This window comes from Mycobacterium sp. E787, assembly GCF_001668725.1.
Taxonomy (GTDB): Bacteria; Actinomycetota; Actinomycetes; order Mycobacteriales; family Mycobacteriaceae; genus Mycobacterium.
Map to the genome: position 1 here is coordinate 32,330 of NZ_LZKL01000132.1, position 20,272 is coordinate 52,601.

Annotated in this window: 24 protein-coding genes; 10 read left to right on the forward strand and 14 right to left on the reverse strand. The window is 68.5% G+C overall.

What is annotated here, in order from left to right; all coding sequences use genetic code 11:
* Nucleotide 1: 1 nt before the first annotated feature.
* The 5 genes from A5705_RS26620 to A5705_RS26640 all read right to left on the reverse strand — a co-directional run bounded on the left by A5705_RS26620 (nt 2) and on the right by A5705_RS26640 (nt 4,039).
* A complete protein-coding gene (locus tag A5705_RS26620; protein WP_067881599.1) occupies nt 2-874 on the reverse strand; it encodes an enoyl-CoA hydratase-related protein in 873 nt (290 codons plus the stop codon).
* A 26-nt stretch (nt 875-900) separates the two neighbouring features.
* The gene (locus A5705_RS26625; protein ID WP_067881602.1) at nt 901-1,137 is read right to left on the reverse strand and encodes a biotin/lipoyl-containing protein; all 237 of its coding nucleotides are present in this window, start codon (nt 1,135-1,137) and stop codon (nt 901-903) included.
* Nucleotides 1,130-2,140 carry an alpha-ketoacid dehydrogenase subunit beta gene (locus tag A5705_RS26630; protein ID WP_068281139.1) on the reverse strand — a complete coding sequence of 337 codons (1,011 nt, stop codon included), beginning with the start codon at nt 2,138-2,140 and terminating at the stop codon, nt 1,130-1,132. The genes A5705_RS26625 and A5705_RS26630 overlap by 8 nt, the downstream gene beginning before the upstream one ends.
* Entirely contained in the window at nt 2,137-3,075 is a 939-nt protein-coding gene (locus A5705_RS26635; RefSeq protein ID WP_082956714.1) for a thiamine pyrophosphate-dependent dehydrogenase E1 component subunit alpha, read from the reverse strand. The genes A5705_RS26630 and A5705_RS26635 overlap by 4 nt, the downstream gene beginning before the upstream one ends.
* Nucleotides 3,076-3,175: 100 nt before the next feature.
* Nucleotides 3,176-4,039 (reverse strand): mycofactocin-coupled SDR family oxidoreductase, encoded by an 864-nt coding sequence (locus tag A5705_RS26640; RefSeq protein ID WP_067881611.1) that lies wholly within the window; start codon nt 4,037-4,039, stop codon nt 3,176-3,178.
* A 229-nt stretch (nt 4,040-4,268) separates the two neighbouring features.
* Here A5705_RS26640 and A5705_RS26645 point away from each other — a divergent pair, with 229 nt between their 5' ends.
* Nucleotides 4,269-5,489 (forward strand): CaiB/BaiF CoA-transferase family protein, encoded by a 1,221-nt coding sequence (locus A5705_RS26645; RefSeq protein ID WP_067881614.1) that lies wholly within the window; start codon nt 4,269-4,271, stop codon nt 5,487-5,489.
* 12 nt (nt 5,490-5,501) lie between these two features.
* On the opposite strand, the gene A5705_RS26650 is transcribed toward A5705_RS26645, so the two are convergent.
* Nucleotides 5,502-5,876 carry a co-chaperone YbbN gene (locus A5705_RS26650; protein ID WP_067881617.1) on the reverse strand — a complete coding sequence of 125 codons (375 nt, stop codon included), beginning with the start codon at nt 5,874-5,876 and terminating at the stop codon, nt 5,502-5,504.
* A 127-nt stretch (nt 5,877-6,003) separates the two neighbouring features.
* On the opposite strand from A5705_RS26650, the gene A5705_RS26655 reads away from it, so the two are divergent.
* The 5 genes from A5705_RS26655 (at nt 6,004) to A5705_RS26675 (ending at nt 9,060) form a co-directional block, all read left to right on the forward strand.
* On the forward strand, nt 6,004-6,273 hold the full coding sequence (locus A5705_RS26655; protein WP_067881621.1) for a metal-sensitive transcriptional regulator: 270 nt from the start codon (nt 6,004-6,006) through the stop codon (nt 6,271-6,273).
* 36 nt (nt 6,274-6,309) lie between these two features.
* Entirely contained in the window at nt 6,310-6,720 is a 411-nt protein-coding gene (locus A5705_RS26660) for a DUF302 domain-containing protein (RefSeq protein ID WP_067881688.1), read from the forward strand.
* Nucleotides 6,721-6,733: 13 nt separating this feature from the next.
* Nucleotides 6,734-7,102, forward strand: a complete 369-nt coding sequence (locus A5705_RS26665) for a carboxymuconolactone decarboxylase family protein (RefSeq protein WP_067881624.1) — start codon at nt 6,734-6,736, stop codon at nt 7,100-7,102.
* A gap of 110 nt (nt 7,103-7,212) precedes the next feature.
* The gene (locus A5705_RS26670) at nt 7,213-8,577 is read left to right on the forward strand and encodes a wax ester/triacylglycerol synthase domain-containing protein (protein ID WP_067881627.1); all 1,365 of its coding nucleotides are present in this window, start codon (nt 7,213-7,215) and stop codon (nt 8,575-8,577) included.
* Nucleotides 8,578-8,769: 192 nt separating this feature from the next.
* Nucleotides 8,770-9,060, forward strand: a complete 291-nt coding sequence (locus A5705_RS26675) for an ANTAR domain-containing protein (protein ID WP_067881630.1) — start codon at nt 8,770-8,772, stop codon at nt 9,058-9,060.
* Between the two features lie 99 nt (nt 9,061-9,159).
* On the opposite strand, the gene A5705_RS26680 is transcribed toward A5705_RS26675, so the two are convergent.
* Entirely contained in the window at nt 9,160-9,936 is a 777-nt protein-coding gene (locus tag A5705_RS26680; RefSeq protein WP_067881691.1) for an IclR family transcriptional regulator, read from the reverse strand.
* A 66-nt stretch (nt 9,937-10,002) separates the two neighbouring features.
* Here A5705_RS26680 and A5705_RS26685 point away from each other — a divergent pair, with 66 nt between their 5' ends.
* Together A5705_RS26685 and A5705_RS26690 are read left to right on the forward strand one after the other, a co-directional pair.
* The gene (locus tag A5705_RS26685; protein WP_067881632.1) at nt 10,003-11,343 is read left to right on the forward strand and encodes an FAD-binding oxidoreductase; all 1,341 of its coding nucleotides are present in this window, start codon (nt 10,003-10,005) and stop codon (nt 11,341-11,343) included.
* Nucleotides 11,344-12,162, forward strand: coding sequence for a DAPG hydrolase family protein (locus A5705_RS26690; RefSeq protein WP_067881635.1), 819 nt, complete (start codon nt 11,344-11,346; stop codon nt 12,160-12,162).
* A gap of 69 nt (nt 12,163-12,231) precedes the next feature.
* On the opposite strand, the gene A5705_RS26695 is transcribed toward A5705_RS26690, so the two are convergent.
* The 3 genes from A5705_RS26695 to A5705_RS26705 form a co-directional block, all read right to left on the reverse strand.
* The gene (locus A5705_RS26695) at nt 12,232-12,681 is read right to left on the reverse strand and encodes a hypothetical protein (RefSeq protein WP_067881639.1); all 450 of its coding nucleotides are present in this window, start codon (nt 12,679-12,681) and stop codon (nt 12,232-12,234) included.
* A 176-nt stretch (nt 12,682-12,857) separates the two neighbouring features.
* Nucleotides 12,858-13,208 carry a DUF732 domain-containing protein gene (locus tag A5705_RS26700; RefSeq protein ID WP_067881642.1) on the reverse strand — a complete coding sequence of 117 codons (351 nt, stop codon included), beginning with the start codon at nt 13,206-13,208 and terminating at the stop codon, nt 12,858-12,860.
* Between the two features lie 123 nt (nt 13,209-13,331).
* Complete coding sequence (locus A5705_RS26705; RefSeq protein WP_068281153.1) at nt 13,332-15,164, reverse strand: DUF4407 domain-containing protein; 1,833 nt, start codon at nt 15,162-15,164, stop codon at nt 13,332-13,334.
* 235 nt (nt 15,165-15,399) lie between these two features.
* Here A5705_RS26705 and A5705_RS26710 point away from each other — a divergent pair, with 235 nt between their 5' ends.
* Nucleotides 15,400-15,957: a hypothetical protein gene (locus A5705_RS26710; RefSeq protein ID WP_067881645.1), complete on the forward strand. Its 558-nt coding sequence runs from the start codon at nt 15,400-15,402 to the stop codon at nt 15,955-15,957.
* 104 nt (nt 15,958-16,061) lie between these two features.
* On the forward strand, nt 16,062-16,490 hold the full coding sequence (locus A5705_RS26715; protein ID WP_197521338.1) for an SRPBCC family protein: 429 nt from the start codon (nt 16,062-16,064) through the stop codon (nt 16,488-16,490).
* 7 nt (nt 16,491-16,497) lie between these two features.
* Here A5705_RS26715 and A5705_RS26720 read toward each other — a convergent pair whose 3' ends face one another.
* The 4 genes from A5705_RS26720 to A5705_RS26735 all read right to left on the reverse strand — a co-directional run bounded on the left by A5705_RS26720 (nt 16,498) and on the right by A5705_RS26735 (nt 20,264).
* Nucleotides 16,498-16,743, reverse strand: a complete 246-nt coding sequence (locus A5705_RS26720) for a hypothetical protein (protein WP_068281145.1) — start codon at nt 16,741-16,743, stop codon at nt 16,498-16,500.
* An 88-nt stretch (nt 16,744-16,831) separates the two neighbouring features.
* On the reverse strand, nt 16,832-18,604 hold the full coding sequence (locus A5705_RS26725) for a molybdopterin-dependent oxidoreductase (RefSeq protein ID WP_068281155.1): 1,773 nt from the start codon (nt 18,602-18,604) through the stop codon (nt 16,832-16,834).
* A gap of 288 nt (nt 18,605-18,892) precedes the next feature.
* On the reverse strand, nt 18,893-19,363 hold the full coding sequence (locus A5705_RS26730) for a nuclear transport factor 2 family protein (RefSeq protein ID WP_068281148.1): 471 nt from the start codon (nt 19,361-19,363) through the stop codon (nt 18,893-18,895).
* A gap of 7 nt (nt 19,364-19,370) precedes the next feature.
* The gene (locus tag A5705_RS26735; RefSeq protein ID WP_068281149.1) at nt 19,371-20,264 is read right to left on the reverse strand and encodes an LLM class F420-dependent oxidoreductase; all 894 of its coding nucleotides are present in this window, start codon (nt 20,262-20,264) and stop codon (nt 19,371-19,373) included.
* Nucleotides 20,265-20,272 lie beyond the last annotated feature (8 nt).

Below are 20,272 nucleotides of genomic sequence, written 5' to 3' on the forward strand. Positions count from 1 at the left end.
CCTAACTGGTTGCGGCGCCGTCGGTCTGTGAAGCCGCCGCCGCCTGGCGCCGGGCCTGTTCGGAGGGCAGCACCTTGTCCTTGAAGACCGTCTGGATCAGCTCCTGCACGTCCTTGCTGATCGACGCGAGCGCGACCAGGTCGTTGGAGCTCTGCCAGTGCACCCGCATGCCCATCAGCTCCCAGGCGCGCTTGAGATTGGCCTTGGTCGCCAGCAGCGTGGTCATCGGCGCCTGGGCGATGTGGCGCGCGATGGCGTCGGCGCGCGCCTCCAGTTGGTCGCGCGGAACCACCTCGTTGACCAGCCCGACCTCCAGCGCCTTCTTCGCGTCGATGACCTCGGCGAGGTACAGGTAGTAGGCGGCGCGGCGCCAGTTCATGAAGACCCAGGGCTCGATGGAGCATTCGCCGGACGGCATGCCGAAGCCCTGCAGCGGCGGGTAGGAGAAGTAGGCGTCCTCGGCCGCGATGACGATGTCGGTCGTCAGCCCGTAGTGGGTGCCCCCGCCGACGCAGTAGCCGTGCACGGCCGCGATGGTCGGCTTGGAGAACTCCCAGAGGTTCAGGATCGGCTTGACGAACAGGTCGGTCTGCGGCTTCCACGGGGTGCCCATCACCTTCGCGCCCTCGACGAACGCCGGATAGTCGACCGCGTTGTTGCCGATGGCGTGCCCGGAGCAGAAGCCCTTGCCGTTGGCCTTGAGGATCAGCACCTTGATGTCGTAGTCGCGGTCCGCGTCGAGCAGCGCGGCGTCGACTTCCTCGGCCAGTTTCTGGTCCTGGGCGTTCGCCTTCTCGGGCCAGTTGAGGATGACGCGGGCGATCGGGCCTTCCTTTTCGTAGACGATCCTCTCGCGGGTCTCGTTGAGATCCATGCAGGCTCACCTTTCGCTATCTCGAATTATGCAGTGATGACGCCGATTTCGGCGCCGATGTCGTACGTCGTCCCCACCTGTCCGGTCCATTGCACGACGCCGGAAGCGCCGGCCTCGATTTCCTGTTCCACCTTCTCGGTGGCGATCACATAGATCGGTGTGCCCTCCTCGACGCGCTCACCCGCCTCCACGAGCAGGCCGGTGAGCTCGGCCTCCGAGACGGCCACCGACACACGGGGGATGCGGATGATGAAGTCAGCCATGCACTTTGGCCCTCCCCGCGCTCTCGAAAGTGCGCTGGGCGGCCGCAACGATGCGCGGCGGCGACGGGTACATCTGTGCCTCGAGCGCGGCCGCGGCCGGGTTGGGGACGAACCTGGCGCCCACCCGTTCGATCGGTGCTGCCAGCTCGCCGAACAGTTCGGCCTGCAGGATCGCGGCGATTTCCGCTCCCGGGCCTGCGAATTGGACCGCGTCGTGCGCGATCACGACCCTGGCTGTGCGGCGCGCCGATTCGACGATGGTCTCGACGTCGAGGGGCACCAGGGTGCGCAGATCCACGACCTCGGCGCTGACGTCCTGTTCGGCCAGCGTGTCCGCCGCCGCGAGCGCGTCGTGCACGGGGCGGCCGTACGCGATCAGCGTCACGTCGGTGCCGGGCCGCTTGATGTCGGCCCGTCCCAAGGGGATTGAGAATCCGGGTTCGGCGGGGACGGGCCCTTTCTTGCCCTGCAGCCGGATCGTCTCGATGAACAGGCAGGGGTCCGGATCGAAGATCGCCGCCGTCAGAAGGCCTTTGCCGTCGCGCGGGGTGGACGGCACGATGACCTTCATCCCCGGGATGTGCATGAACCAGGCCTCCAGGCTCTGCGAGTGCGTGGCCCCGGTGGCCAGCCCGGCGTAGACCTGGGTGCGGATCGTGATCGGTGCGGTCGTGCGGCCCGCGGTCATGAACCGCAGCTTGGCGGCGTTGTTGATCAGCTGGTCGGCGGCGATGCCGATGAAATCCATGATCATGATCTCGGCCACGGGCAGCATCCCGTCGATCGCCGCACCGATCGCGGCGCCGACGATCGCGGCCTCCGAGATCGGGGTGTCCAAGACCCGGTCGTGGCCGTACTTGGTGGACAACCCCGCCGTGGGCCCCGAGGCGCCGGGATCGGCGATGTCCTCACCGAGCAGGAACACCCGCTCGTCGGCCGCCAGCGCCTCATCGAGCGCGAGGTTCAGCGCCTCGCGCATCGTCATCTCTTTGTCTTGCGTCATGCCGGAAACCCGATCGGGGTTGCGTACACGTCGCGGTCGAGTTCCTCGGTCGACGGGGTCTCCGCGGCCATGACCGCCGTCAGGGCGTCCTCCACCCTGGCGAGCGCGTGGGCGTCGATGCGGTCGAGTTCGTCGGGGCCGCAGATTCCGGCCTGCCCGAGATGGTCGCGAAACCGGGGCACCGGGTCGGCCGCCATGGCCGCGGCCAGTTGCTCCTTGGGGATGTAGGGCATCCGGTCTCCGAAGTAGTGGCCGCGGAAGCGGAACGTCACGCACTCGATGAACGTGGGGCCCCGGCCGGTGCGGGCGCGGCGCAGGGCGTCGTCGAGCGCGGATTTCACCGCCAGCGGGTCGTTGCCGTCGACGCGGACGCCCGGCATGCCGTAGCCGGCCGCCCGCCCCGCCACGTGCTCGAGCTTCATCGTGTCCGACGTCGGCGTCATCTCGGCGAACAGGTTGTTCTGGCAGACAAAGACCAGCGGCAGGTCCCACAGCGCGGCCATATTGGCCGCCTCGTGGAACGAGCCGGTGTTCGTCGCGCCGTCGCCGAAGCTGACCACCGTGACGCGGTCGAGGCCCTTGCGCTTGGCGGCCATCGCCAGCCCGACGGCCACCGGCGGTCCGGCCCCGACGATCCCGGTCGAGAGCATGACGCCCTTGTCGGGCTTGGCGATGTGCATGGTGCCGCCCTTGCCCCGGCTCGCGCCGACGGTGCGCCCCATCATCTCGCCGTAGATCTCCTCGAGCGGGACGCCCTTGCCGATCAGGTCGTGCAGCCCACGGTAGGTCGTGACCAGTTGGTCGTCGGGCCGCAGCGCCACTCCCATCGCGGCGGCGATCGCCTCCTGCCCACGCGACGGCCAATACACGCACATGAATTCGCCGGTGCCGATGCCCTTGGACAGCCGGTCGTCGGCGGCCTTCATCAGGATCATCAATTCGTAGAGGCGACGTTCGACGTGCGTTGCGGCCTGACCGTCGCTCACCTACACCCTCCAGTCATTGTGCACCCCAACACGATTGGCGACGGCGTCGTCAGCCGCCCGACCACGGCTTGACCTTGAGGAAGCCGCCCCCGTCGACGCGCAGCTGCTGGCCGGTGATGTAGCGCGCCGCGTCGGACGCCAGGAACAGCACCGCCTCGCTGATGTCCTCGGGCTCGACGTACGGGATGGGCATCGCCTGGACCACCGGGAAGACCGGTTCGGCGTCCTCGCGCGTCGGCTCCTTCAGGTCGGGGCGGAACGCGCGGTACATCGGTGCGCTGTGCAGCATGTCGGTGTTGACATTGGTCGGATGCACCGCGTTCATCCGGATGGAGAACTTGGCCAGCGCCAGCGCGAAGTCGTTGACGTAGTGCGCGGCAGCGAGTTTCGCGAACGCGTAGCCGGCTCCGCCAGGGCCGCCATCGATTCCCGTGGTGTTCATCGACGACATGAACGCCGCGTTCGACCCGATCACGATGATCGACGCGCCGGCGCGCAGGTGCTTCAGGCTGGTGTGCACCAGGTTCAGCACGCCGACCAGGTCGACATCGACCGCATCGGCGAACGCCTGCGGCGGCAGGCCCGCGGTGAGCGGGCAGATGCCGGCGTTGGCCACCACGATGTCGAGGTGGCCGAACTCGGCCACGCCCTGATCGATCGCGGCGGCCAGGGCCGCCCGGTCGCGGACGTCGGCGATCGCCGTGAACGCGCGCTGCCCCTCCTTCTCCACCAGTCGCGCCGTCTCGTCGAGATCCTCGGGACGCGCCAGCGGGTACTCGTTCGTCTCGATGTCCGCACACAGGTCCACCGCGATGATGTCGGCGCCCTCCGCGGCCAGCAGCCGCGCATGGGAACGGCCCTGGCCGCGCGCCGCCCCGCTGATCACGGCCACCTTGCCCGTCACCCTGCCCATATCCGTCCTTTGCCCCTACACCGGCGACCCGCGTTGGGGGCCAACGCTATTCGGCGCCGCAGAGCCGGGAATGTGCGTACTCACCGCATCGCGGAGGGGGAGCGATCCAATGGTCGGCTCCATCACGTGTCTTCCACGGAAACTGCGCGTGGCCGCAGCCGGGCTCTCGATATCCCTTAGAGTAGCTAGAATACTTAAAATAGCAAGAAAGACGACCTAGGGGGTTGCCTTGTCGGGCGTGCTGAGCGGTGTCCGGGTGGTCGAGTTGGCGTCGTGGACCTACGTGCCATCGGCCGGCGCCGCCCTCTCCGACTGGGGCGCCGACGTGATCAAGGTGGAGGGCGTCGCCGCGGGGGACCCCGGGCGCGCGCTGGTCGTCGGCGGCTTCACCCGCGAAGCCGCCCGCCCCGACGCCGACTTCATCCTCGAGCTGGGCAACCGGGGCAAGCGCAGCATCGCCATCGACATCAAGTCGGAGATGGGGCGCGAGCTGTTCGGTCGCCTGCTGGCCAGTGCGGATGTGTTCCTGACCAATTGGCTGCCCGGCGCACTGGAGCGGGCACGGCTGACCGTCGACGACGTCCGCGGGTTCAACCCGAAGATCATCATCGCCCGCGGCACCGGGCTGGGGGTCCGGGGACCCGACCGGGATCGCGGCGGATTCGACGCCGCCACCTATCTGGCGCGCGGTGGGGTGGCCTACACGCTCACACCGTTCGGCACCGACACGCCCGCCGTCCAGGGGCCGGCGTTCGGTGACCTGCAGGGCGGCGCAACGCTGGCCGGGGGCGTGTGCGCGGCGTTGTTTCACCGGGAACGGACCGGCGAACCGACGATCGTGGACTCGTCGTTGCTGGCACAGGCGATGTGGGCGATCGCTCCGTCGATCTCGGCGGCCGACTTCTTCGATATCGACGGCATTCCCGGTGCGCCGCCCGGGCTGGCCATCAACCCCTTGGTCAATCGGTACAAGACCAAGGACGGCCGGTGGATTCAGCTGGTGTTCTTACAGCCCGACAAGTTCTGGGCCGGCTTCTGCGAGCGCATGGGGTTTCCGGAGTTGGCCACCGACGAGCGGTTTGTGCCCTCGAGCAACCTGATCGCCAACGCCGCCGCGGCGACCGAGCTGGTGGCGAATGCCTTTGCCCGGCATGACCTTACGCACTGGCAGGAGGTCCTCGCGGACGAACCCGGCGTGTGGGGTGCCCTCGCGACGCCGCGCGAGACCCTCAACGACCCGCAGGTCGAACCGAACGGGTACGTGGTGACCAACGTCGACGACCATGGCGAGAAGTACCGCATCGTCGCGGCGCCCGTTCAGTTCGACGAAACCCCGCCGGCGCCCGCCCGCGCCCCGGAGCACGGGCAGCACACCGAGGAAATTCTGCTGGAGCTCGGCGTCGACTGGGACGACATCGCCAAAGCGAAGGATCGCCGGGCGATCCTGTGAGCGGCGCCCGGATCAGCCGGCCACCGCGGCCCTGCGGGCGGCGATCTTGGCGCGTACCGCGTTCATGTCGAGCGATTTCACCTGGCTGATCAGGTCTTCCAGCACGGCGGGAGGCATCGCACCCGGTTGGCTGTAGACCAGGACGCCGTCACGGAACGCCATGATGGTCGGGACTGACCGGATGCCCAGCGCGGCGGCCAGCTCCGGGTCGGCCTGGGTGTCGACCTTGGCGTGCACGACGTCCGGGTGAGCCTGCGCCGAACGGTCGTAAACCGGCGCGAAGGCCTGACAGGGGCGGCAGTACGCGGCCCAAAAATCAACCAGCACAAGCGAGTTGTCGATGATGGTCGATTCGAACGTCTCGTGGGTGAGGGCGGTGGTTGCCATGGTGGTTCCTTCCGGTTCGACTGCTTACCTGTGACAACTTATACCCTATGGGGTATATTCCACAGTAGCTCAGTTGATACCCCGGCGGGTACCGTGTGCGGTAACGACAAATGAGACGGAGGATCCAGTGATTGGTGATCAGGACAGCGTCGGCGCGGTGCTCAACCGGCTGCGGCGGGCACAGGGCCAGCTTGCCGGGGTGATCTCGATGATCGAGCAGGGCCGCGACTGCAAGGACGTCGTCACCCAGCTCGCGGCGGTTTCGCGCGCTCTCGACCGTGCCGGATTCAAGATCGTCGCGACCGGATTGAAGGAATGTGTCACGGGTACCACGGCGGACGGCGCAACGCCGCTGAGCGAGGCCGAGCTGGAGAAGCTGTTCCTGGCGCTCGCCTGAGCGGGCGGCGACGGCAACAAACGGAAGGAAGCCATGATGAATCTCGCCATTGCGACACCGCTGCAGACCACCTTCGAGGACGCGGTCGCCAAGACCCGCGAGGCGCTCGCGGAGCAGGGCTTCGGCGTGCTCACCGAGATCGACGTGAAGGCCACGCTGAAGGCCAAACTAGGCCATGACATGGAGGACTACCTCATCCTCGGCGCGTGCAACCCGCCGCTGGCGCACCGGGCCCTGGACGCGCGGCGCCAGATCGGCCTGCTGCTGCCGTGCAATGTCGTCGTCCGGGCCGACCCCGACCACGCCGGCACGGTGCTCGTCGAGGCCATGAATCCGGGGCTGCTGGTCGAGGTCACCGGCGAGCCGGAACTGCGTCCGGTCGCCGAGGAGGTCACCGACAGGCTCAAGGCGGCCATCGACTCCCTCCAGCCCGCGGTTCACCACTGAGCGGGGCCGGGCGATGTCGGATCACCAGCATCACCACGAAATACTGCAGGACCTGCTGCCGCAGCACCGCGCGCTTCGCAAACAGATCCCCGAGGTCTATCAGGGGTTCGCGGCACTGAGCGGCGCCGCCCTGACCGATGGGGCGCTGAGCCGCAAGGTCAAGGAGCTCATGGCGCTGGCGATCGGGGTCGTCGAGGGTTGCGATGGCTGCATCGCCTCGCACGCGCAGGGCGCCGCGCGCGCCGGCGCCACCCGGGAGGAAGCCGCCGAGGCCATCGGCGTCACCTTCCTCATGCACGGCGGTCCGGCCACCATTTACGGCGCGCGCGCCTACACGGCTTTCTGCGAATTCGCCGACGCCGAGGCCGCCAAGTCGTCATAGCCGCGGCGCCGCTGCCGAAGGACCCGATGTACGGGGACCAAAGTCATTGGCTGCCAAGGATGTGCTGACCTTTGCCGTCCCGCGTCGTAGGTTTGTCCCCGGAGCATGTGATGACCGGATTCCTGCGCAACAGCGACGCCTTCACCTGGGCGATGGAGAGTGATCCACGGCTGCGATCAACCGTCGTCAGCGTCGTGCTGCTGGATCGTTCGCCGGACTGGGACGAGGTGCGCGAGCGGTTCGACCTGATCAGCCGCAAACTCCCCATGTTTCGGCAACGGGTGGTGCCGTCGAGGCCGCCGGCGCCGCCGCACTGGGAATACGCCCCGGACTTCGATCTCGACTACCACATCCGGCGCTTCGCCGCCCCGGGGACCGGCACGCTAGACGACGTGCTCGAGATGGCCCGGTTGGCCGAGATGCAGGACTTCGACCGGGCGCGGCCGCTCTGGGAGACGACCCTGATCGACGGCCTGGGCGACGGTGGCGCGGCGATGATCTGCAAGTTCCATCACGCCCTCACCGACGGCATCGGCGGCGTGCAGATCGCGATGCACCTGTTCAACCTTTCCGAGGAGCAATGTCGGCGCGAACCCTTGCCGCCCGAGCCGGACCCGTCCCGGCCGTCGTGGCTCGCCGGCTACCGGGACAGCTGGCGCTATGACGCCGGGATGCTGGCGAGCGCCCTCGCGGGAGCGGCCAAGGCGACCCCGCGACTCCTCTACGGCGGCGTTCGCCGGCCCGTCGCGACGGCCCGGTCGGCGGCGGCCACGGCCGCGTCGGTTTATCGGACGGTCCGGCCGATAGGCCGCACCGGTTCGCCCCTGCTCACCGACCGCGGCCTGATCCGCCGATTGATGGTGCATCAGGTGCCGATGCAGCAACTGCGCGAGGCGGCACACCGCTCCGGCGGCGCGCTGAACGACGCGTTCGTCGCCGGGGTGGCCGGCGGGTTGCGCCGCTACCACGAAAAGCACGACGTCGCGATCGGCGACCTGCACCTCACGATGCCGATCAGCTTGCGGACGGAGGCGGACGGCATGGGCGGGAACCGGATCACGCTGATGCGGTTCGACGTTCCCGCGGGTGAGGTCGAGCCGACGGCACGAATCCGGGCGATCCACGAGCGCGCCGGCGCCGTACGCACCGAACGATCCCTGCCCTACACGCAGTTGATTGCCGGCGCCCTCAACCTGATGCCGCGCTGGTACATCGGTTCTGTGCTGCGGCACGTCGATTTCCTCGCCAGCGATGTGCCCGGGGTGCCCGTGCCGGTCTTTCTGGGCGGCGCGCCGGTGCGCGCGCAGTACGCGTTCGGCCCGACGATCGGCGCGGCGGTCAACGTCACGCTGCTCACCTACGTCGATACGTGCGCCCTGGGCATCGACATCGATACCGCCGCCATTCCGGACCACGACATCTTTCATCAGGCTCTGGTCGCCGGATTCGACGAAGTGTTGGCGCTCGCAGCCTGATTCACGCGCGATCCCGAAACGGTCACAAGGGCGTATCGATACCTGCGCCGGTCTGGCACAACTTGTTCAATCGGCAAATCATTGCACAGGGCGCCTTTTGAGAATCACTGGCGCGACGATGCGTACCGCACGGATTCTCTTCCGCTGCAGCGTGGCGGATTGCGTTCGGTCGCAACAGGAGGTATCGACATTATGATGGCGAACTGGGTTCCCGCCCAGACTTCGTACGGCCCGAATTCCGGCCGCATCCTTGACACCGCGCGAGGCATCCTGATCGGCCTTCGCCGCTGCCCCTCGCATGTGGCCTTCGACGAATTGCACAGTGCCGCAGTGCGTCACAAGGTTCCGGTGTTCGCCATGGCGTGGGCGCTGGTTCACCTGGCGGGCGAAGGGGAGAAGACGCCCAGCTTCGTCGACGCGCAGTCGGCGGCGCGTCGCGAATGGGGTTCGCTGTTCGCCGGGTCGAAAGCGGCGGCCCGCTGACGGGAGGTTAGGAGCTTGGCGCGGCCGGGGTCCTGGGGGGTACCGCGGCCGTCGCCAGCATGCACTCGGCGGCACACCCGAAACGGGTTGCCGGCGTGCCTAGTTGGCGTCTTCCCCCGACGGCCGGCTCAACGCGCCCCAGACCGGCGACCCGGCCGCGGCGCGCAACGCGTCGACGATGCGCCCCTCCTTCTCGCGAAAGCGTTCGGTGGGAGCGGGAACCGAGATCGCCACCACGTTCTCGCCCATGGCTCGTCGTGCGATCGCGGCGGCCGAAATCCCGTGCGTGTGTTCGTCGCGGTCGAAAGCGATGCCGGTGCGCCGGATCTCGGCGATCTCGGCGCGCAGCGACCCGGCGACGTCGGGGGAGAATTTGGCCAATGCGGCCTCCGCGTCGGCGTCATCGAGCGCCGCCAGGGCCGCCTTGCCGTTGGCGGTCGAATCGAGCGGGAACCGGACGCCGACGGCCGAGACCGCCCGAAGGCGGTGTGACGATTCGATCTGGTCGACGAACCACATGCGCCCGCCCCGCAGTATCGACAGGTCCGCGGTCTCGCCGTCGGTTGCCTCCGCCACCCGCTCGATCGTCGCGCGGAACAGGGTGGCGATCTGCGCCCCGTCGGCCCCGCCAAACCCGAGCAGGCGCTCGCCGAGCGCAAAGCGGCCCTGCGCGTCGACGTTGGCCATCCCGACCTCCACCAGGCCCAGCAGCAGGCGGCGAGCCGTCGACTTGGCCAGCCCGAGCCGCTCCCCGAGGTCGACCAGGCGGAGCCGTCCCGGCTCGGCGGCGATCTCGTCGAGCGCGGCGGCGGCGCGGCGTAACACCTGGATGCCCTCGTCGCGACCAGCCGGCGAATTTTCCCCCGTGGACGGCACGATGCCACTATAGTGTTCCGCATCGCGGACCGACAAGAACCGGAATGTGGATCAAAGGAGCTCCAGATGGGCGCGCTACCGGCCGGGCGGCATTATTTCCGTGGCGACGACGGCTACGAGCCCGCCCGCCGAGCCACGGTGTGGCACCAAAAGGTGCCCGACCGGTACCCGGAGCTGATCGTCGCGGCCCGCGACGCCGACGACATCATCGCCGGCCTGCGCTATGCCAAGGCCAACGGGCACAAGGTCAACGTCGTCTCCGGTGGGCACAGCTTCGCGGCCAGCCATCTCCGCGACGGCTCGGTGCTGCTCGACGTCGGCCGCCTGGATCACGCCACGATCGACGCCGAGAAAATGACCGCAGTCGTCGGGCCGGGCAAGGGCGGCAGCCTGCTGATGGCCGACCTGGAGGCGCAGAACCTGTTCTTTCCGGGCGGCCACTGCAAGGGCGTCTGCCTCGGCGGTTACCTGCTGCAGGGCGGATACGGCTGGAACAGCCGCGTCTACGGCCCGGCGTGCGAGAGCGTCGTCGGGCTCGACGTCGTCACCGCCGACGGACAACAGATCCACTGCGACGCCGACAATCATCCCGAACTCTACTTTGCCGCCCGCGGGGCCGGGCCCGGCTTTTTCGGCGTGGTCACGTCGTTCCACCTCAAGCTGTACCCGCGCCCGGCCGCCTGCGGCACCAGCGTCTACGTCTACCCGTGGGACGTCGCCGACGAGGTCTACACCTGGGCCCGCGGCATCAGCGCCGAAGTGGACCGCCGCGTCGAGATGCAGGCCATCGCGACCCGCAGCCTCCCCGAGATGGGCATCGACAGCCCCGGCATCGCGTTCGCCTCGCCGGCGTTCGCCGACTCCGAAGAGGAAGCCCGAGAGGCCCTCGCGATATTCGAGACCTGCCCGGTGGCGGATCGGGCGGTGCTGAAAGTTCCTTACCTGCCGAGCGATCTGCCCACCTGGTATGCCGCCGTGATGACCCACTACCTCGACGATTACCGCTACACCGCGGACAACATGTGGACCTCGGCGTCGGCGGGCGAGTTGCTGCCGGGCATCCACAAGATCCTCGACACCATGCCGCCGGCTCCCTCCCACTTCCTGTGGCTGAACTGGGGCCCGTCGCCGGCCCGGCAGGACATGGCCTACAGCATCGAGGACGAGATCTACCTGGCCCTGTACGGGTCGTGGAAGGACGCCGCCGACGACGACAAGTACGGCGACTGGGCCGGATCCAACATGGCGGCGATGTCCGATCTGGCCACCGGAATTCAGCTCGCCGACGAGAACCTCGGCCAACGACCGGCGAGGTTCGCCACCGACGCGGCCATGGCGCGGCTCGACGAAGCGCGCGCCACCTATGACCCTGACGGCCTCTTCAACGCGTGGATGGGACGACTGTAGATGACCGGCGACCTCTACCTCGGCTACCGCAACGACGACGCGAACACGCCCTTCGGCAAGTTCTTCCGACCCGAAATGGCCCCGCTGCCAACGCATGTCGTCGAGGCGCTACAGCATGGCCCGCAAGGGGGGATGGCCTTGTCGGCGTTCGAGGACGCGGCCGAGGTCGCCGGGGAGGGCTACCAGCAGACCGAGAACGGCTACGGCGTCCTCGAAGACGGCAGCTATCAGGTGTCGGTGCGCACCGAGATGCCCGGAGTCACCCCGGCGATGTGGTGCTGGTGGTTCGGTTGGCACGGCTGCGACACCCGCCGCTACAAGCTGTGGCATCCGCGCGCGCACCTGTCGGCCGCCTGGAAGGACGGCGACGACGTTGCGGCCGGCGATCGTCGGGGCGCCCGGCGCTACATCGGTCGCTGGTCGATGATCACCGAGTACATCGGCTCCACGATGCTCAATGGCGCAATCCAATTCGTCGCCCCTACCGAGCTGGGCTGCCCACCCGACGGCGACGATGCGGTAGCGATTTGTGCCCGCTTGGGCGCCGCGGACGCACCGGTGGATGTCGGGTGGTTCATCCATCACATCAGATCTACGCCCGGCGGCGCGGAGATGCGGTCGCGGTTCTGGATGGGCGGACCGCACATCGCCGTCCGCAACGCCCCGGACATCGCGTCCAGCGCGGTGCGGCCCATCGCGTCACGGCTCTTCGGCGACCCGGTGGCCAGCGGCCGCAATCTGCTGGTGCACTGCGCCCAGGAGATGAACCACCTCGCCGGATTCCTGCCCGAGCTCTACGAACGCTTCGGCGACGAGTAGCTTGTCTCGCCGGGTGCGCGAAAGCGCAACGGGCTGCGCGTTTCTCGAGTGGCGACCGCTTCTTCGCGGCTATGCGGGCCCGGCCGGCGGATGCGGGGTACCGAGGACGACGAACGCCTCGACCACTGTCGCCTGCTCGAAACCCTCGACTTCCACCCGCCACTCGTAGATCCCCGGCTCCAGCGGGATGCCGCCCGGAATGTTGAGCGTGAGCGGCATGCGAACCGACGTGCCGTGGATCGCTCCCGGCGGCCGCCCGGCCTCAGCCGAGGCTTCAAAGGAGATCCGTTGGGCTCCCTGGGTTCCCCTGACCACCACAGGTTCACCGTCGGTGGTCAACAGCTGGCACGACAGCTTGTGCGGTTTGTTGGTCTCGTCCCAGTCGATGTCCAGGAACATCACCAAAGCGAAAGGGGGAGTAGGCGTTTGGCACTGCCGCCAGCCGAGCCCGAGGGCATGGACCTTCCCGGATTGGGCGTCGGCCTGGGCCGCGTCGGCGAGAAACAGGCTGATTTTCATGCGTCGGCCGGACCCACGGTCGCCCTCGCGGTTCTCACCGCGAGATCCTGCCCTGCCATCGCCGCCGCCTCACCGGATCCAGGTGCCCTACCCATTGTCGGGAGGATCATACCTTCGCGTGGATCAGCGACGGCGGCCGCGCATCAGCCGGGCCGTCCGGCGCGGCTGTCTTCTCGCTACGCGCCGCTGGGCTTCGGCGCGGGGCTCTCGTCCTCGGTTTGGGAGAGTTTTTCGGGGCAATAGGCCGACGCCGCTATTGCCGCGAACTTGGCGGCGCCCGGGCCCTGGAAGCCAGGATTCTTGTCCTGCAGGGCTTTGACGATTTCCTCGCCCGTCATCCCGTCGTCGGCCGACTTGCACACTTGCTTGCCGGCGGTGATCGCGCGGTCGGCGTTGAGGTACGTCAGCCCGGCTTGGCTGAGGGCGTTGAGGAAGGCTTGATCTTTGGGGGTCGGGTCGTCGGCGTAGGCAGGGGCGGCCGTCCCGATCACCACGGCGGCGCCGGCCATCAACAGCACGAGTTTCATAGTTCCGTGATTGTTCCAAATCGGCGATGAGCGTGCATCCTTCGTGGCCGAACGGCACCTAAACGGAGCCGGACCGAACGGTGAACTCCCGGTGATCCGAACCGCCCTGTCCACCAACGCCGATCACTTCCCGGGAGGCAGCTGCCGGGGGCCGTCGGGACCGCGCAACTCGCCCGGGCCCTCCCGCTGGGTCAGCTCGCCCGTGCGGTCGCCCTCGGCGGACCCCAGCGTCGGGCGCCCGGCGTCTCCCGCGGCCACCGCCCGCACCGACGAGCGTTGCCGGCGGCTTCCCACCCCATGACGGGCCCCGGCACCGCCGTGCTCGCGCGACGACGGGATCCGGTCCGTCGCGGAGCCCTGCGCGCCCGGCCGCGCGTGCCCGCCGCTCTGGGTGCTTTCGGAGTCGAACGTCACCTTGTGGGTGCGCCTGAGCGAGAAGGTGATCTCCTCGACCTCTTCGAACACCTGACGCGCCGTGCGCAGCGGCTGCGTCGTGTTGTCGATCACGCGCGCGACGAACGGGGGCACCAGCGGGCGAATCCAGCGAGCCGCGGCCCTGGTCGCATCGGGGATGAACGGAATCAGGGGTGTCGCCCGCTCCCCGTGCGGTTCGTGGAGTTCGACCTCGACGTCCGGCTCGAACGGCACGGGCACGTTCTCGACGACCGCTCCGGCGACCGCTTCCTCGACGGCGGGAGGCCCGGGGGTGGGTGGGGCGATGGCCAGGCTGGCCGCCTCCGCTTCCGCGGCGATCGGCAGGTACATGTCGTCCTCCGCCGGCCCGGACGCCCGGTGCGACGCGAAACGCACCGGGGCATCGAGGGCTTCCATCACCCGCCGGCGCTGGTGTTCGCGGTCGATCTCGGTCTGAGCCTCGACGGCAAGCCGGGCCTGCGTGAGTTGGTGCTCGGCCCACATGATTTCGGCCTCGCGGCGGACCTGCGCCCGCTTGATCGCGATCGCGGTGTCGGCCTCCAGCTCGGCGCGCTCCTGGTCCGCCCGCGCCGTGGCGTGACGGTCGTGGGTCGTCTCGCCGCGCCACAGCCGCAGGATCAGTGGCAGCAGGCAAAGGAGCGCGAAGAAAGCGATCGTCACCAGCCGCAGCGCCAACGCGCCCGCGCTGGCGGACGTCAGGTCGTTCAGGGCCACCCAGCGCGCGCCCAGGCCACGGCCGGCGTCGGCGACCACCTGATGCCGGGCCTGGGCCAACGCCAGCTCGTCGCGGGAGATCCTGGCGTCCAACTCGGGTGCCCGGCCGTCACGTGCCGCCAGCGCGTTGTCCAGCTCGTGCTGCGCGTCGGCGAGAAGCTCGTTCGCCGTTCGGGTTTCGGGCCCGGACCCGGGAACGCCGGTGATCCGGGTCTGCGGGCAGGCCGGCGTCGGGTTGTATTCGCAGCGCGCCACGACGAGGGCCTGGTCCTGATGCTCGCGGGCGCGCTCGACGGCCCGGTCCAGCGCACCGCGTGCGTCCTTGGCCTGTTCCAGCGCCGCCGACGCCTGCGCGACGGCCGGCGCCACGTCGGCGCCGCGCAACGCCCGTTCGTCGAGGCGGTGGTCGATCGAGCTGGCAAAGAGGACGAGCGCGGCGAGCTCGCCGACGACGCCGCCCAGCGCCACCGCGACGGCCGCCCGTCCCGCGATGCCGGGCCGGCGGCGGTCGGGGCCGCCGGCGGTCGCGCGCATGACCGCGGCCACCAGCAGGCCGAAGACCAGCGTCAGCGGCACGACGGCGACCATGGGCCACCGTGCCGCCTCGCTCACCGCCAGTCCGGCGACCAGCCACGCCAGCAGGGCGCCGAGCAGCACGACGGCGCCCGCCACCGCGTGGGTGGACCGTTCGTGGCGCTCACCGAGTTCGCGCCAGTGCCCGCCGCCCAGCCAGGTCAGGGGTCCCTCTATCCGCGACACGAACGAGCGTGGCTGCGCGATTGGCTCGGTATTTTTCTGGGCGCACATCAGCTCCAAACACCTCCAAGTCAGTCCAGCGTCCCAGGCCGGCGGCCGACACACCGAATCGAAGCGCCACGTGTGTGGTCAGCTTCACAGCGCGCGTGGTGGTTGCGGATCACATCCTCGTGATACCGATCGGCCCCGCCCGGTCCTGCTCCCGGGCCGCCTCCGCCGCGAAATTGCTGCGACGCGAGCGGATACAGCGGCCGTTCCGGCAGGGGACGTGAGACGGTATAAGCCTATGCAAAATCGCGATTATGTCACCTACGAAGAGTTCGGCCGCAGATTCTTCGAGGTCGCGGTCACCCCCGAGCGTGTCGCCGCAGCGTTCGCCGACATTGCCGGCAACGAGTTCGCCATGGAGCCGATCGCTCAGGGCCCGGGCGGCATCGCCAAGGTGAGCGCCAACGTCAAGATCCAGGACCCCAAGGTGACCCGCCGGCTGGGCGACGACATCACGTTCGTCATCCACATCCCGCTGTCGATCGATCTGCTGCTGGACCTGCGGCTGGACAAACAGCGGTTCGTGGTCTCCGGCGACATCGGGCTGCGCGCCACGGCGCGCGCCGCCGAGCCCCTGCTACTGATCGTCGACGTCGCCAAGCCGCGGCCGTCCGACATCACCGTCAATGTGTCGTCGAGGTCCTTCCGCGGCGAGGTGCTGCGCATCCTGGCCGGCGTCGACGGCGAGATCCGTCGCTTCATCGCCGCGTACGTCGCCGAGGAAATCGACTCGCCGCAATCCCAGGCCGCGCAGGTCATCGATGTGGCTCACCAGCTGGAGGAGGCCTGGCCCTAGCAGCGGGTCGCCACCCTGAGGCTGTCGGCCCGCGGTCGCGTTTACCTCTTCGTCGGAGCCGGGTATGCGGTGGCTACAGCGACCGTCTCACGAGGAGCGAAGACTTGGCACGAGTAGATGTTTCGATGGCATCCGATGTGGAACCCGAGACGGCCTGGAAGCTCGCCTCCGACCTGCGTCGATTCGATGAGTGGCTGACGATTTTCGGCGGCTGGCGCGGGCCGGTTCCCTCGACCATCGAGAAGGGCACCTGCGTGTCGTCGTGCATCAAGGTCAAGGGCTTCCGCAACATCATCCACTGGGAAGTCACCTGTTATGACGCACCGGAATCGATTGAGCTGCAAGGCCGCGGCCGGGGTGGGATCCGGATCGCCGTCGGGGTGACCATTTCCGACGACCATCCCGGATCGAAGTTTCACCTCACCGCGGACCTGAGGGGCGGGGTGCTCAGCGGGCCCGTCGGGGGGTTGGTCGCCAGGGTGGTGCGATCCGACATCCGCACTTCGGTCAACAACCTGGCGTCCATGCAGTAAGCGACGATTACGGGGTCGGCCGGCGCGTCCCCCAGCCCCTTTCGGCGTCGCGAAACCGCCTGCCGTCCATGACAAGCCAGGCCAGGCCGGCCCCGAAGGCCAGCAACCCGGTGATCGCGGCGGCCGCGCCGGCACCGGCCTGGCCGAGGGCGAAATTCGTCACGCAGACCGCGGACGCCACCACGGCGATCCCGACGACGACGAGCCCCGGCGAGCGCTCCGCGTTTCCGCGGGCGCGCGTGCTGTGCTTCATGAGCGTCCCCCTCAGATGTCGCGTTTCGTTGAACCGCTTGTGTGCGGCTACCCGAAACACCATCTGGGAAAACGACTTCGGGCGGCGACTACAGCGTCTGGTGCCGCCCGAAGTACTTGTGGTCCTCGCTGTAGCCGCCGTAACCGCTGCCGATGTCGCGGTAGTCGGCGACGAACTCGATTCCCTTGATCCACTTCACCAGCTTGAAGCCGTGCTGCAACTCGTTGCGCAGCCGCAGCGGCTTGCCGTGCATGTAGGGGAGCGGCTGGTCGTTCATGTTGTAGGCCAGCATCGTCATGTGGTGGTCCATCTGGCCGATGTGGTGGGCGTTGTAGTAGATCCCCCCGGTCGCGCCGAGGCCCATCGAATAGAACACCGCCCATTTCGCCTCGGGCAGCGGTTTGACGATGTCCATGATCGCCTTCATCTGCACGCCGCCCCACTTGGCCACGCCGGACCACGCCTGGATGCAGAAATGCTGGCTGATCTGCTCGTGGTAGGGCAGCGCCTTCAGGTCGTCGAGCGAGAATTCCATCGGGTGCTCAACCAGGCCGTAGACCTTCAGCCGCCAGTCGCGAAAGTCGTTGGCGTCCAACTCTTTGTATTCGACGGTCTCCGGCAGGCGGCCGTTGCGCCAATGGTGGGGCGAGATGTCCTTCTCCGTGAAGGCGCCGGGCTTGGGGTCGAGCTGTTCGAGCATGCGCTGGAACGGGCCGACGAGCGCGTACCCGACCCGCTGGACCACCCGGGGATGGCGAATGGTGAACGGCGTCGCCCACACCCACGCGACGGCCGTCACCACCATCGCCGCGACGAAGATCCCGAACCCCAGCCAGCTGTCGTCGTCGCGGGAGGCGAACATGTGGTTGAGGTTTCGCAGCGCACCGGTCGTCAAGACCATCGTCACGTGGACCAGGATGAAGAACAAAAAGTACACCAGCACAACGAAATGCAGCGAGCGCGCGTGCTGAATGCTCAGCCGCTTGCTGAGCCAGTGGACGCGCTGTGACAGTGCCGGCGACATGCCGAGGCCGGTGATCAACGCCGCCGGGGCGGCGATGAAGACGGTAGTGAAGTACGCCAGCAGCTGCAGGCCGTTGTAGGCGACCCACCCGTCGTCGGTCGGCCAGTCCAGCGACAGGTACTGAATCGCCACCGAAACGGCGTTGGGGAAGACGTCCCAGCTGGTGGGGACGATGTGCCGCCACTGGCCGGTGGCGAACAACAGCACGTAGAAGACCGCCCCGTTGAGCAGCCACAAAACGTCGATGCCGAGGTGCCACCACCGGGCCAGCCCGATGGAATGCCGGAATCCGGGCAACCCGAATTGCGGTGGCAGCGCGACGGTGTCGGCGTTGGCGGTCCACAACTCGTCATCCGGGACCGGTGGGCCCACGCGCAGCCACTCGTCCTTGCCGGGGGTGGCGTTGCGGCTGAAGTAGAGCCGGGGATGGTCGCAAAGGATCTGGATCCCCGTTCTGATGATGAACATCATCATGAACAAGTTGAAGAAGTGGGTCCAGCCGATCCACGCCGGCAGGCCCGGGCTGACGCCCGAATGGGTGTCGGTGCCGGGGTGACGCTGGATGAAGGCCTGCACCGCCGGCATGTTGTGCAGGCCTTTGCCGATCGCCACCCCGACGACCAGCAGGGCAAAGCCGATCGGGATGAGCCAGAGCAGGTTGAACCACTTGTCGCGCCCGACGCGCAGCTTGGGGGCCGTCGCCCGCCTGGTGAGGTCGAAGCCGCCGCCGTAGGCCTCCACGTCGATGGTGTCCTCGGCCGTGTGTATCTCGTTGCGGTAGTCCGGGACATCCTTCAGCGGCGTGCCCGTGGCCAGGGTCGACACGGCGCCGTCCACTGCCGCCCGCCCCCCGGCCGACTCGACACGCGCGTCGCGGTGTTCGGTGTTCGTCACGCGGCCGAAAATACCCCAAACGGGGTTGGATAAATTGGACTCGATCGGAAAGAAGGGCGCCCCCGCGGGACGCTCAGGGGGTACGGCCGCCGGCAATAGTTGCCGACGGGCAAAATCCGCGTCGGCATGGATGACGATCGCCGCAGCTGCCGATTCAAACCGCGAATTTTTGCCGCAAACTCGGTTTCTTGGTGGTGACTGTGAGTTTGGGCATAAGGTTCTGGACGCCGGCTAGGCCGGCTCGCGCGGGAGCAGTTTCCGGACCGGGCGGGTCTCAATAGCGTTGATGGTCAGGGCCCGGCGGCCGATCCGCCAGCCGGCGTCGGTCAGCCGGTAGTCGTCGTCGTAGCGCAGGTGCCACACCACGTCGACCACCTCATCCCCGCGCGGGCTCCAGTGGTGCGCGACGCAAGCGACGCGCCCGGTGGCGGCGCCGGGGCCTGCGCCCTCGTCATAGACCTCGCCGATGATCGCGTGCTCGGTGCGGGTCACGGCCGCGACGGCGGCGACCGCGGCCGCGACGGCCTGCCGGCCCCGGTGGGAGTGGACGGGCTGCAGCGCGGCTGGCGGGTCGGGCAGTAGCAGCTCGCCCGTCTGGGTGAAAAGCTCTACGACGCAATCGAATCGGCGGTCGTCGACGTTGGCCGCATAGCGGTGCACCATGTCGCTCAGCGCCGTCCGATCGCCGCTGGAAAGGGTCATGACGAGGTCAGGGCGTCAGGGACAGTCGTTGGGCGCACGCGGACAGGACGTCCTTGGCCTCTTCGATGTCGGCGGTCGGCGGCATCGCCAACACGATCCGGTCGGCGCCCTGATCGACGAGGCCGCCCGCGCGTTCGGCGTCGATCTTGGTGACCGCGTGGCCCAGCGAGACTTCCAGGGCGTCCGGATCGCGGCCCGCGGCGGACGCCTCGTCGCGCATCAGCGCGAGCAACGACGCGAGTTGCGGGCCCGCCACACCCAGCGGTTGGAAGCCGTCTCCCGAGCGGCCCGCGCGGCGGGCCGCCGCCCGGCTGTGTCCGCCGATGTGGATGGGAAGCCGTTCGCGTGCAACCGGTTTCGGATAACACATGACGTCGTCGAAATCGAAGAACTCGCCGTGATGGCCGGCCCCCTGCGGTCGGTCGGCCCACAGCGCCCGCAGCACGGCCAGCTGCTCGTCGACCCGCCGGCCCCGGCTGTCGAACTCCGCGCCGCAGGCGGCGAGCTCCTCGGAGAGCCAGCCCACGCCGACGCACAGCCGCAGCCGTCCACCCGAAAGCGCGTCGACCGTCGCCGCACGCTTGGCGAGCACCACCGGATGGTGGTTGGGCAGCACCAGGACACCGGTGGCCAGCCCCAGGCGGCTGGTGTGGCCGGCCAGGAAGGCCAGCAGGTCGAGCGGGTCGGGAATCGGGCAGTCGGCGGACAGGCCGACGCGCCCGGAGCTGTCGTAGGGGTAGACGCTGTCGTAGCGGGTGAGCAGGACGGTGTGCTCGACCACCACGATCGATTCGAACCCGCAGCGCTCCAGGTGGCCCGCGAAGCTCACCATCCACTCGGGATCCGCGGTGACACCGTCGGCGACCGGGGCCACCACCCCTACCCTGACCGAAGCGCTCATGGGCCGAA